This is a genomic window from Rhabdochlamydiaceae symbiont of Dictyostelium giganteum, from assembly GCF_964291045.1.
Lineage (GTDB): Bacteria > Chlamydiota > Chlamydiia > Chlamydiales > Rhabdochlamydiaceae > PALSA-1444.
The window spans coordinates 406,846-420,027 of record NZ_OZ197277.1 but is presented as its reverse complement, the minus strand read 5'-3'; the positions used below and the strand labels follow the sequence as shown (position 1 = coordinate 420,027).

Annotated in this window: 7 protein-coding genes; 3 read left to right on the top strand and 4 right to left on the bottom strand. The window is 37.3% G+C overall.

The genetic code is table 11. From position 1 onward, the window contains the following. The first annotated feature begins 279 nt into the window (after positions 1 to 279). Both ACI7T6_RS01475 and ACI7T6_RS01470 read left to right on the top strand, forming a co-directional pair. Positions 280 to 990: a hypothetical protein gene (locus ACI7T6_RS01475; RefSeq protein WP_404665826.1), complete on the top strand. Its 711-nt coding sequence runs from the start codon at positions 280 to 282 to the stop codon at positions 988 to 990. Between the two features lie 148 nt (positions 991 to 1,138). Then, entirely contained in the window at positions 1,139 to 1,924 is a 786-nt protein-coding gene (locus ACI7T6_RS01470) for a hypothetical protein (RefSeq protein WP_404665825.1), read from the top strand. Between the two features lie 85 nt (positions 1,925 to 2,009). Here ACI7T6_RS01470 and ACI7T6_RS01465 read toward each other — a convergent pair whose 3' ends face one another. The 3 genes from ACI7T6_RS01465 to ACI7T6_RS01455 all read right to left on the bottom strand — a co-directional run bounded on the left by ACI7T6_RS01465 (position 2,010) and on the right by ACI7T6_RS01455 (position 6,541). Continuing rightward, a complete protein-coding gene (locus ACI7T6_RS01465; protein WP_404665824.1) occupies positions 2,010 to 2,810 on the bottom strand; it encodes a hypothetical protein in 801 nt (266 codons plus the stop codon). 642 nt (positions 2,811 to 3,452) lie between these two features. Beyond that, positions 3,453 to 5,477: a thiamine pyrophosphate-dependent enzyme gene (locus ACI7T6_RS01460; protein ID WP_404665823.1), complete on the bottom strand. Its 2,025-nt coding sequence runs from the start codon at positions 5,475 to 5,477 to the stop codon at positions 3,453 to 3,455. Beyond that, entirely contained in the window at positions 5,474 to 6,541 is a 1,068-nt protein-coding gene (locus ACI7T6_RS01455) for a UPF0158 family protein (RefSeq protein ID WP_404665822.1), read from the bottom strand. Before ACI7T6_RS01455 ends, ACI7T6_RS01460 begins: the two co-directional genes overlap by 4 nt. 573 nt (positions 6,542 to 7,114) lie before the next feature. Here ACI7T6_RS01455 and ACI7T6_RS01450 point away from each other — a divergent pair. Beyond that, a complete protein-coding gene (locus ACI7T6_RS01450; RefSeq protein WP_404665821.1) occupies positions 7,115 to 11,482 on the top strand; it encodes an NEL-type E3 ubiquitin ligase domain-containing protein in 4,368 nt (1,455 codons plus the stop codon). A 540-nt stretch (positions 11,483 to 12,022) separates the two neighbouring features. Here the strand turns inward: ACI7T6_RS01450 and ACI7T6_RS01445 are convergent. After that, on the bottom strand, positions 12,023 to 12,484 hold the full coding sequence (locus ACI7T6_RS01445; RefSeq protein WP_404665820.1) for a hypothetical protein: 462 nt from the start codon (positions 12,482 to 12,484) through the stop codon (positions 12,023 to 12,025). Positions 12,485 to 13,182: the final 698 nt, after the last annotated feature.

Here is a 13,182-nt window from a genome sequence, read left to right as displayed (position 1 = left end):
TCCTTAAAACTATAAGAAAATCTACAGTAAAAAAAACAGTAAATGAAATCAATTTTTAAATATAAAAACTTGTAATTCTTTTATGTCAGTGAAGGAGCTCTCACCTTTTTTATGGTATGCAATTTTTACCGTGTGATTAAAAAAAATCGATTGATTTTTTGCCCCTTAGATCTCAATAATGAGAATCCATTACATGAGGTACGAATGTATATGAGAAATAGTTTTCAATTGATAGGAAAAACAACCTCGTTCTTCTTTCTTACACGAATAAAGAGAGAAATGATCACTGCTGCTTTTTCCAGCACAACTCATAAAGTTACTGAAATAACTTCTTTTAAGTTAAAACCTTCTGCCCTTTCAAAACTTTCTTCTCCCATCTCTTTATCTCATAAAAACGCTCAAAAAGAAGAGGCCCATCTTAAAATAGACTCTAGGGATGAACAAAATCTTCCTCAAGAAGAGATTCCATCTAAACCAATAACTACTATAAGCTTCTCATGGCTTAAGCCATTTATAGCGAGAGGGGTTATTGATTCTGAAGCAGAAAGAAAATTGAATGCATCATTCAATGATGATTGGATATCTAATCCAAATGATTTCATCCAATTCGATTTAAACAAGGCTACAGATGATGATCTGATCGATCTTACCTGCTTATTAGGCCGGGAGATTATCGCTCCGGAAATTGAAGAGTTGATAGATGAAAGACTTATTAACAAGTGCAATGAAACTTGCGCCTTAGGACATGTTAATCCAGAACTTGATCAGTTTATTGCAGCTAATAACGGCAGGATTGAAAATCTTGATGCATTTGACATGTATGATTTAGCACATAGGGCACGTATTGGAATGCTAGATGAAGAAACATCCCAAAGAGTTTATGATTACATAGATGACTACTATACTCAGCTAACAAAAGACATGCTAGAGGAGGAAAAGGATCCTCGTGACTGGCTTAGTGATTACCCAGAACACTTCCCCCCAAAATAAACAGATTCTCTCCCTTTACTTCCATCACCCCTCTTTTTTGAATACAGCTTTGCAATGTATCCAATCACCCTATTAAAAAATCATTTTTATTGATTTTTTGATTGATTGATATCAATAATAAGAAATTATCACACTTTATGAGGAATTAATGTTTATTAGAAATAGTTTTCAATTTATAGGAAAATCAACTTCTCTTTTCTTTCCTAAACGAATAAATAGAGAAATGATTACTGCTGCTTTTTCAAGTACAACGAATAAAGTTGCTGAAGCAACATCTTCTAAGCTAAGAGAATCTACTTCTTTAAATTTTTCTTCTCCTATCTCCTTATCTCACGAAAATGCTCAACAAATAGAGCCTCTTATTAAAATAAATTCTAATCAAGAACAAAATGCTCCTCAAGAAGAAATTAAGTCTAATAAAACAGCAGATGTAAGCATTCCATGGCTTAAGCCATTTATAACAAAAGAAATTGTCGACTCTGAAGCAGAAAGAAAATTGAATGCATCATTCAATGATAATTGGATATCTAACCCAAATGATTTCATCCAAATTGATCTAGAAAAAGCTACAGATGATGACCTTATCGATCTTAGCAGCTTATTACGTAGGCAAATCATTGCTCCTGAAATTGAAGGTGAAATGCGTAAGAGACTTGATAATAAATTTCATGAAACTTGTGCCTTAAGATATGCTAACCCAGAACTTGACCAGTTTATTGCAGCTAATAACGGCAGAGTTGAGAATCTTGACGCGTTTGATATGTATGATTTAGCACATAGGGCAGATATTGGAATGCTAGATGAAGAAACATCTCAAAGAATTTATGATTACATAAGTGATTACAATATTCAGCTAACAAAAGACATGCTAGAGGAAGAAAAAGACCCTCGTGACTGGCTTAGTGATTACCCAGAACACTTCCCAAAAACATAAAAAAAACCTTCTTAAACCTCTCATAGAAGCGCTTTTTTAAATGATTCAAAAAGCGCTTCGTATTTTCCAAAAATTAATCAATATTTTATTGATTAATTTTGTTATAAATATCCGTAGCCAATTCAGGATTTACTTTCCCTACTACGGTCATTGTTTCTCTAGAAGCTGTATTTATATCTTGAACATCAATGACTATATTCTTGCGTTGAGATTCTCCAATCTTTTGAAATGAAGTTGCAATGGATAAAGAGGATTCTCTATTTTTCTCCTCTATGATTTTTGCGACAATAGCTGTCGGCTCCTCTTGTTTTCCATTAGAGATAACAACACCTGTGTACAATAAATTTTCTTCTGCTTTAACTTCGACAATATTTCCTTGCTCAGATTTACGCTTTAAATTTGGCTTGAATGAATCTAAAACTGTTTTCACAAATGCCCGGCATTTATCAGCTGTTAAAACCCCGATTTTCTTGATTAAGTTATCCGCATCATCAATAGTGAGGACTTGATTGGACATAAGCCTAGAATCTTTTGTAAGATTGTTCCATTCATCTTTTTGAATTACTAACCCTCTTTCATCGTTTTTGGTACCTTTCAGAGAAGTAAAAAATACGATTGTTATTCTGGTTATGTAACTCCCTTCTTTTAAATCTTTTGTGATTTTAAAAATAACTCCTGGCCTTCCGGTTTTTTGTGAAATATTTTCCCCTTTTAAGGGGTTTTCTCCTTTGAATATAACCACATCCCCCACTGAAAATCTTTTTGACGAAAAGCATCGTTTAGCCATCTGATTAATGGCATTTAGAGATATTATCCCCATATTTGAATGGCTCTTTAGGATTGGGGGAAATAGATTGGTAAAAGAAAATAGTTTTAAGGGCGTCATAAAAACTCCTTGTTACATATTTTATTTTACATTAATTAATTTAATATTTAAATGTTTTTAATTAAATATTTATTATATTTTATAAAAAATAATAATTAACTTAATAAAATTGATTAAATAAAAATAATAAATAAAATTGTAATCCATAAAGAAAAAATACGTGCTTACTCTTGATGATTCATCGCCAAAATTGTGTGAAGCCCTGAATTGAGGCAATTTTTCATTTGGATCAAAATCTCAAAATATGTGAGAAATACATATTTTTTGAAAGACTCTACCCTCCTTATCCGCTCTACACAATAACACATGTAAAGCCCTCTCTTTCACTTAACTTACTCTAAGAAAGCCTGGAAAGTCCTAGGCATGTTGTATGCTAAAGGTCTCTACCTAGCTGTTGGGAATCATAATGAGATTTTTGAAAAATACTCTATAAGGGTTTGATGTGGGTTTTAAACCAAAGAGATCTTATTCCCTAGCATCCATAAATCCCTTCTATGGCATGAAGCTCTAGAGGCTTAAAACGGATGAAATAAGAAATACATCCTTCTTTTCAATGAAAGGAGTCATAAAAACAAAAGAGGTGTTTTAAGGGAAAGGGCTAATAAAAAAGAGGCTTCTTTGGAAAAAAAGCCTCTTAACATTTTAATAAAGAGCAAGCTCTCTTAAAGCAAACTCGAGATCTTTCTTTTGAGGAAGCACCTCATCTTCAAGATCTTTACAATAAGGGACTGGGCAATGCTTTCCGCCAACTCGTTTAATCGGAGCGTCAAGATAATGAAACGCTAGATCTCCTACTTGAGCTGCAATTTCAGCTCCAAATCCTCCAAAGATCGAAGCTTCATGTGCAATGAGAAGCTTTCCTGTTTTTTTCACAGAGGCTAAAATGGTTTCACTATCAAGTGGTGCGATGGTTCTTAAGTCAATCACTTCTACAGATATCCCTTCTTGAGAAAGCGTTTCAGCAATTTCACTCACCATACAAATCATCATACCCCACCCTACAAAGGTGACATCAGACCCTGCTCTCACAACGTGCGCTTTTCCTATCGGTAAAAGGTCATCTTTTCCAGGCTCTTTTCTAGCGCAGAACACTCTTTGCCGGTAAAGCCCTTTATGCTCTAAGAAGATGACGGGATTCGGATCTAAAATCGCTGCTTTAAGAAGCCGCTTTGCATCGGAGGCGTTACTTGGAATCACAATCTTTAACCCGGGGCAGTGAGCTAAAAACGCTTCAATGCTTTGAGAGTGGTAAGGCCCCCCTTGGATATAGCCTCCATAAGGCATCCGGATCACAAGAGGTGCGTTAAACTCTCCATTAGATCGATAGTGAAAGCTTGACACTTCATTAAAGAGTTGATTGATCCCTGGCCATAAATAGTCGGCAAATTGAATTTCTACAACTGGCTTAAACGGTTTAACAAGAGACATCCCCAAAGCGACCCCAATCACCGTCGATTCTGCAAGAGGAGAGTTAAAACATCTAGAAACGCCGTGTTTAGCAGTCAAATGCCTTGTCACCCCAAAGACCCCTCCCTTACCGTGCGCTACATCTTCTCCAAATACGATAATGAATGGATCTTTTTCCATCTCTTCATCAAGGGCATGGTTAAGCGCATCGACAATCACAGTAGATTCACCTTCTATAAGAGGATCTTGAAGAGGAATTTCAGGACTTTTTGCAAAAACACCCGTTGTTGCTGCTGACTTCGAAGGAAAAGGAATTTTTTCTGCAACAGCTGCTGATGCTTCAATCTTATCAAAAAGAGCTTTCTTGATCTCTTCAACTTCAGATGAGCTCAGCATATTGTTTTGAATTAGCCACGATTCAAGACGAGGAAGCGGATCTTTTGCTTTTTCACTCTGAAGACAAGCTTCATCTCGGTATTTTAAAGGGTCATCGCTATTACTATGCGCTCCCATCCGAGGCACTTGAGCAATGATTAAACTTGGGCCCTCTCCTCTTCTTGCTAAAGAGACAGCCTCTTGGTAAGCTGATGATAAGGCTTCAATATCACACCCATCCACTTCAAAAAGAGAGAGATTTTCATACCCTCTTGCCATTTTAGCAATCGAGCCCCCAGCAGTCTGCTCAGCTCTTGGAACAGAGATTGCCCATCCATTATCTTGGATTGTAAAAATGACACCTAGTTTATGCAGACAAGAGAAGTTAAGCGCTTCATGAAAGTCCCCTTGCGATGTTGCCCCTTCTCCAGCTGATACGTAAACTACGCCTGTATCATTTTTGAGCTTTAAAGCTTTAGCCACTCCAACAGCATGCAGAAATTGAGAGCCTACGCAGCTAGATTGACAGACGAGGTTTAAAGGAGCGTGAACAAAATGTTCAGGCATCATCCTTCCACCGGAGTGGTGAGGCACATCTCTTGCTAAAAAGGCCCCTAAAAGATCTGTAAGAGAGCTTCCAAGGCCAATTGCAAACGCTCTATCACGGTAATAAGGAAGACCCCAATCTTTTCCTGGGATCAGATGAAGTGCTGCAACAGCTCCTACAAGTTCATGCCCTGCAACAGAGAGTTGAAAAGTTCCTCCCTTATTTTGGCGAGAGAGCTTAAAGCACTTATCATCCATGTATCTAGTTAAAAGCGCAACTTGGAGCGCTTTAATAGGAAGAGCGCTCTCTTCGTAACCGGATAAAATTGCTGGAATCATTTTTTCTTTTTAGGCTCAGGCGTTACTGATTTTTCTAAAGATTTTTTTGCTTTAGAGGAAACATTTTTAATGAGATCAGATAGATCTGTTTGCGCAGATCTCTCTTCATTATCTAGATGCTCTGACTCTGCAACAGCTTTAAGAAACCTTGCCTCTTTAGCCCCTACCACATCACTAGATTGCGAGAGCTTATGCGAGAGTTGTTTAAGTGACTCTAACCTTTGAGATAACGATTCAAGCTTCGTATCGACTTTAATCCGGGTTGTTCCTCTTAAGCTTGCCATGAGATCAGCTTCTGAATCATAACGAGATGAAAAGGCAGCAGCTGTTGCGCTGCTATTATCTGGAAGATAAAGAAACGTTCTGCAAGAAGCTGGAACAGTGGTAAAAATATCTCCTGTGAGTTGAGGCTCAACTTCCACTTTCACTTGCTGCTTAGGAGGACGTCCTCTTTTGGGTCTTGGATTCAGCGCTTCACTTGAATAGTATGTTTTTGCTTTTTGAGAAAGAGCGTCTCTTGCTTGAACCACATCTTTACTCACTTTCACATCAAAAAGCTGCTGCTTCACTTTTTCCATTACATTTTTAGGAAGATCAAGATCTTCTTCAAACACAAAGTTAAACTCTTTAACTCTTAACCACTCAATGAGCCGAATACGCATTCTTTCGACGTAGTATTGCTGCCATTTTTCAAGTTCTGAAAGGTGATCATAAATGAACTCGAGGAAGTTTTCCCTCGCCTCTTTGGATTGAATAAGATCTAAAAGCTTTTCTTTCGTATCAACATCGTACACTTTTTCATTCGCAAACCCTTCCATGAATTTCTTACTTTCATAAAAAGTCATTTTAGGAATCATGGTGTAACGCTCAGGATTAGCCTCAACTTCTTGATTTAAGTCATCAAGCTCTTTCTGTCCTTTATCTAAATCTGCATAAAGAATAAATCCTTCTACACGGTCTAGATAGAAGTCACGTTCATCATCTGATTTGGCAAAGGCGTCAATTAAACGGTGGAAGCGAAGAATCAGAGGGTTTTGAGCAACAGGATAAGCATTTTTTTTCATATTAAAAAGTGTCCATTGATTAAAAGAAGAGTAGCACAATAGAGAGATCTTGGCAAATAGTGCAAACACCATTTTAAATCGTTGTTACAAAAAAATATACATTTAAAGCATAGCTCTATTAGAAATATTGAATACTCTCATTATAAGGGTAAATATTTCTCTTCACTCTCTCCTACTCATCAGCATACAAATCTTACATGCATCTTGAAGTGTCTCAATAGCTTTTTGCATTAAATGGAAGGAATAGAGGATTTAATGTTGTAGAATCTGAGTGCAAAGTGTCAATGAGAGCACTCACTTCAAAATAAGAAACCGAAAAGGAACTCTTTTTTTAAGACAGGGGGTTTATGGCTACCTTCCATACCCATTTAAGCTTATGTCATGAATGGGGCTAGGATAAAAAATGAACTTGATGCAAGTTTATCAATATTTTTTAAATGTATTTTAAACTCTTGATCTCAGATCAACGCAATGCATCCCTTTTCTTCAGCCCCTCATGACATTTTTTAATGACGTTATAACACCCCCTATGGTAGAGTGTCCGCAAATCAAAAATAATTATTGGATTTTATCATGCAAATTCCACAAACTTTTGTTTCATCCACATATGCACCCTCTCAACTTTCCAACCTAGAAAATAACGAGGCTAGCTTAGAGATCTTTGCAGAAGAACTAAGCCAGCTCAAGGCTTTAGAACCACTACCCCATCACATTATCATTAAAGGCGATGTAAAAATTTGCGCCTCTAATATCTCTTCTTTTATCCTTTTAAAATCTAAAAATGTTGAGATCGAGGGCAGACTTTCTTGTGAAAACTTATTTTTTTCTGTATTTTTAGATGACGCTATTAAAGACTCTGAAGAAGACATGTATGACTTTTTCCCCCAACAGCTTAGAGTCAAAGGCGATGTGATTTTTTCAAAACTCTTTGAGCTCTCTTCACTACCTAAAATATTTGAAGTTGAAGGAAATCTTCAGATCTCTGAATGTCAAGCTCTTACACATCTTCCTGAAAAGCTTGAAGTTGGAAACAATCTTATTTTAAAAGAATGTAACGCTCTTAGAGCACTACCTCATCAGCTTAATATCCAGAAGAATGTTCATATCTCTCAATGTTTAGCTCTTACATCTCTTCCTAAAGGACTTAAAGTTAAAGGAGATCTTGATCTTCTTGGATGTTTAGCTCTTACATCTCTTCCTGAAGGACTTGAAGTTAAAGGAAATCTTGACCTCTCTGGATGTTTAGCTCTTACATCTTTTCCAGAAGAGCTTGAAATTGAAGGAAATCTTACTCTTTCTAGATGTTTAGCTCTTACATCTTTACCCAGTCAGCTTAAAGTTAACGGGAATCTTAATATTACCCATTGTTCAGCTTTTAGAGCAATGCATGGTGAGTTTAAAATTAAGGGAAACCTTTACCTCTTTTATTGTGAAAATCTCCTATCTCTTCCAGAAAGACTTGAAGTCCAAGGGAACTTCACTCTTTCTCGTTGCCAGGTTCTTACAGCACTTCCCAATAGGCTGCATGTAAAGGGCAATCTTGACATCAATGAATGCGAGGCTCTTAGAACCATCCCTCATGGGCTTAAAGTGGGAGGAAATTTGAGTCTTTTCAGCTGCTTAGCTCTAACATCTTTTCCCCAAGGGGTTGAGGTGCAAGGAAGCGTGACTCTTTCTCGCTGTTCAGCTCTTACATCTCTTCCAGAAGAGCTTAAAGTTAAAGGGAATCTTGATCTTTCCGGATGCTCAGTTTTGACCTCTCTTCCTGAAGGACTTGAGGTGTTAGGAAACCTGAGTCTTGTCAGTTGTAAAAGCCTGATGTTTTTTCCAAAACAGCTTAAAGTAGCTGGAAATCTTGATTTTTGTCATTGTAAATATCTTATCGCTCTTCCTCAAAGACTTAAAGTAGCTGGAAATCTTACGCTTTCCTATTGTTCAGCTCTTCAATCCCTTCCTGAAGAGCTAGAAGTGGAAGGAGATCTTAATCTTTCCGGTTGTTCATCCCTTAAATCCCTCCCTAAAAATCTTCAAGTACAAGGAAATCTTGATCTTTCCCGTTGTACAAATCTTGCTGCTCTACCCAACCAACTTAAAGTGGACGGTGATCTTAACCTCTCTGATTGTGAAGCACTGATAACACTCCCTGATGGGCTTAAAGTAGGCGGTGACCTTAACCTGAGTGGGACAGCTTTTACCTCTCTTCCCGAAGGATTGGAAGTCACGGGAAATCTTAACCTTTCTTATTGTTCAGCCCTGACATCTCTTCCTCGTGCTCTTAAAGTAAAAAATGCACTTTATTTAAGAGATTGCAAGAACCTTCAATGTCTTCCAGAAGGACTGGAAGTAGGAGGAGATCTTCATCTAAGTACTTGTTCAGCACTTCCATCTCTTCCCGAAGGACTTGAAGTTGCAGGAAATCTTGACCTTTCTTATTGTTCAGCCCTGACATCTCTTCCTAAAGGGCTTAAAGTGAAAGGAGATCTTGATCTTTCCAGGTGCACTGCCCTTCAATCTCTTCCTGAAGAGCTTGAAGTAGCAGGCAATATTGATCTTTATCAGTGTACATCTCTGACAACCCTTCCTCATGCACTTAAAGTAAAAGGGAACCTTAACCTTAGCTGTTGTAAAGCTCTTCTAGTTCTCCCAGATAATCTTGAAGTGGAGGGAAACCTATCTCTCTCTGATTGTACATCTCTGACAGCCCTTCCTCATGCACTTAAAGTAAAAGGTGATCTTAGCCTTCATAATTGTACAGCTCTTACATCTCTTCCGGAAGAACTAGAGGTGGAGGGAAACCTTGCTCTCCCTCGTTGTACATCTTTGACAACAATACCAGATGGGCTTAAGGTTAAGAAAAATCTTCACCTTGGAGGATGTACACGCCTTACCTCTTTTCCAGAAGGACTTGATGTTAAGGGAGACCTTTATCTTTCTCAGTGTACAGCTCTTAGGGCCATCCCTAATGGGCTTAAAATCAAAGGAAATCTAACCCTTAGCAATTGTACAGCTCTGAAATTTCTTCCCGAAGGACTTGAGGTAGCAGGTAATCTTGACCTTTCTTATTGTACAGCTCTTAAAGTCATACCTCATGATCTTAACGTAGAAGGGAATTTGATCCTTTCCAACTGCACAGCTCTTACAACCCTACCTGATGATCTTAAAGTAAAGAATTATCTTAATCTCTCTCAATGTAAGAAGCTTAAGGTTCTTCCCAAAGGACTTGAGGTAGCAGGCAATCTTGACCTTTCTTATTGTACAGCTCTTAAAGTCATACCTCATGATCTTAACGTAGAAGGGGATTTGATCCTCTCCAACTGCACAGCTCTTACAACCCTACCTGATGATCTTAAAGTAAAGAATCATCTTAAGCTCTCTCAATGTAAGAAGCTTAAGGTTCTTCCTACAGGACTGAAAGTTCCAGGAAACCTTGACCTATCTGATTGTACATCTCTTACCTCTCTTGGAGAAGGGCTCATTGTACAAGAAAGCCTTTATCTTTATGGATGCACAGCCCTTACAGCACTCCCTAAGAGGCTTAAAATCAAAAAAAGTATTGAGATGCGTGATTGTACAAATCTTACATTTCTTCCTGAAGGACTTGAATTACAGGGAAACCTGAATATTTCTAAGTGTATAGCTCTTACAACGCTCCCTAAGGGACTTAAAATAAAATATGATCTTAATGCTTCTAACTGTACAAGCCTTACGGTGATTCCAGAAGGACTCAGCATAAAAAATAACATTGACTTTTTGGGTTGCACGCAATTGAGGGAGCTTCCCAATCAACTCGAGCTCGGCGGAGATTTAAACTTAAGAGGATGTAATAACCTCTCATCTTTACCTAATTGGATCCTCAATTTAGGCCCCCATTCTAATAAGCGTACTCGCTCTATCGATCTTACAGAAACAGGACTCTCTCCTGCTATTATTCAAAGATTACAACAAGAATCCCTTTCTGCTCAAGGGATGCAGTTTCATTTTTCTTTAGCAGCTGAAAAAGAACATCTCATAGAGTTTAAAACTCTTCTTAAATCTCTTGAATTTTGGCAACAAGAAGCAAAAGAGACATTGGTGGATCTGAAAAAAATAGATAAGCAACTCCATCAAAATTTACCTAAAGCACAAGATCATCAAAATCTTTTAACCTTTCTCATCCGTCTAACTGGGACTGCAGATTTTTATAATACTGCAACAAGAGAACTACTAGCAAAACGTGTCCTTAAGATGATTCAGCTCATCGCTGAAAATATAGAGGTGTGTCACCATACCGCATATCTCATTCATCAAGGGCTCTCTTCTTGTGATGATAGGATCACAGCTACCTTAAGTGATATTGGCCTGTATCAAAAGCTCAAGGAACTGCAGCACCCTTTAGTGACTGCTGAAGAGCTGAAAAATGCTGCAAAAGGATTTTTCCTCCTTGAGCAACTGAATCAAAAGATTGTAGAGCAGATCAAGACACTTCGGTTTGTAGATGAAGTGGAGATTTACATGGCATTTCATATGAAGTTGCAGAAAGCGTTAAATCTTCCAGTAGATATCCAAAATATGCTTTTTAGACGGTGTGTCGCCATTTCTAATGAGGAAATTGATCTGATAGGAAAAGAGCTTTTAGAAACATTCTCAGATGAGGCCTTTAACTCCTTTTTAACGAGTTGGGACCCTTGGAACCTGTATCAAAGGCGAATATCTGTCCTTGATTGGGAAAATCTTCCTAGGGCAAATAAAAGACTATTTTCTACAGATATTTGTCCTTATCTTCAAGATGTCCCTACCCATCCTGTACTCTACAATCAGGTCATCTACGATTACGATGCATTTATAAAAAGATATATCCAAGAAGGGGTGGATCTATACGGAATAAAAGTTCAAATAAAGAACCTTTTTCGCATAGAATCTTTCTTAATAGAGTCCTCTACTTCGGAAGTTTTGGAAGAATAAAATGATCTCACAAAAAAAAGGTTAAAAGGTAGAGAAAAAAATGATCTGTTTTTTAAGAGAGTGATAACCCTTGATGAAATCATAAATTTTGAAAAAACCGCTTCTCTAAGAGAGCCTTCTTAAGATCATTGTCTTTAAAAGTCCAAGATTTTGAAAGATCGCAATTGTTATGATATGGGCTAAAATGACCTTAACGCTTGTTTTAATATATCTAAAACTGGCGTTAAGATAACCCTTACATTGAAGGTCTATGATGATCTTCCTTTGACTTAAGTCAAAATATTGGATCTTTTTTTTTGAGACTTCTCGTCTATTTTTAACCTACTAGTCTGTCTGGTAAGCTCTATTTTTTCTTTTGTCACTTAAGAAAATATTACTTAGAATTTTTTGACTGTTTTTTTTAAGATATTAAGCCCTTTTTCTAGCTAGAGAGAAGTTAAGGACGCGCCTCTTTGTCTCCTGCTAGCTTAAAATCATGATCTTTTTACCTTTTAAGACCAATGGCTTTAAGCTTAAATTTAGCTGAATATACAAGGTTTTTCATCTCTGAGTAGCTTCATGTATTTCACCCGTTGTAAGGTCATCCAGAATGTGGGATTGATTGAGGAGCATCTCTATTTTTTCAAAAATCTTATGCGCTATTTGATGGATGTTATCGCTACTTCTTTTTCGATGTTCAATGTAAAAAATAGACTTTCTACAAAGAGGACATGCCATTGGTGATGCAGATTGAGGAGGCCTTGCCCACGTCATCATCAGTGCAAGAGAAAAGAGTTCAAATATATGACCACAATTTATCACCACAGGAAATGCCATGAGCTCTTTTGAAATAGGACACTCCCAATCCGGCTGTTGAATTTTTGTCTCAATAAACAGATTCACGATTTCAAATGCTTTAATAGAAACTTCATGAGATTTTTGAAAAGCTTCGTTTCGGATAACAATCACTTTCAAAATGTGATAAGCACCATGAAGTGAGCCGAAGGTGAATGCAGAAGTCACCCCCAGTCATCAAACCTAGATTCATCAGATGCATTCTGGTGGCTTGCTGGATATAATTTTGCACGCGGTGATAGCCTGTCTTATACAAACTAGAAGGAAGAGCCTTAGGATCAGGAGTAGAAGAAGCTAGAGTTTCTGAATTTCCTAATCACTTAATTGCAATAGCCCCTAGCCCAATTGTAGCCCCAATACCCACACCTACTCCTATAAAACAGGCGCAGTTAAAAACTGCCTGATCGATAGCTATTAATATAGCACCCTGGTCTCGCTTAATGCTAAATTTGAGAAAGACATCTTTTCCGGGACTTACTTCAAAAGACAGAAAGGAAGGTAGATCTCCAAGTTGGGGGATGAGAATTTAACTGCTCTCTACTAACTGGCATAGACTTAGTAAATATTATTTTAAAATAGTGTGTTTTTCTAATACTAGTCTTCTTTCTAAACTCATAAAGAGAGCTTTTTAAGACTTAAAATACTCTAACTTCTTGGGGCTTCCTAGATTTTTCTAGCTCTTTTAAAAGCCAAAAATCATGCAATTAAGAAAAAGGAAAAGCTGTACCATATATATTTTTTAAATCATCAAAGCATATTCCCCTTTTTGACCTCATAGATCGATCTTTTACTGTTAGAAGTAATCCACTTCTCTAAAGATCTTATATACAACTTTTGAGCACTCCTTGTATGATAAAGCTTGGTTA

Coding starts and splice junctions, on each gene's coding strand:
- ACI7T6_RS01475 (WP_404665826.1), top strand. CDS start 280: ATGATCACTGCTGCTTTTTCCAGCACAACTCATAAAGTTACTGAAATA.
- ACI7T6_RS01470 (WP_404665825.1), top strand. CDS start 1,139: ATGTTTATTAGAAATAGTTTTCAATTTATAGGAAAATCAACTTCTCTT.
- ACI7T6_RS01465 (WP_404665824.1), bottom strand. CDS start 2,810: ATGACGCCCTTAAAACTATTTTCTTTTACCAATCTATTTCCCCCAATC.
- ACI7T6_RS01460 (WP_404665823.1), bottom strand. CDS start 5,477: ATGATTCCAGCAATTTTATCCGGTTACGAAGAGAGCGCTCTTCCTATT.
- ACI7T6_RS01455 (WP_404665822.1), bottom strand. CDS start 6,541: ATGAAAAAAAATGCTTATCCTGTTGCTCAAAACCCTCTGATTCTTCGC.
- ACI7T6_RS01450 (WP_404665821.1), top strand. CDS start 7,115: ATGCAAATTCCACAAACTTTTGTTTCATCCACATATGCACCCTCTCAA.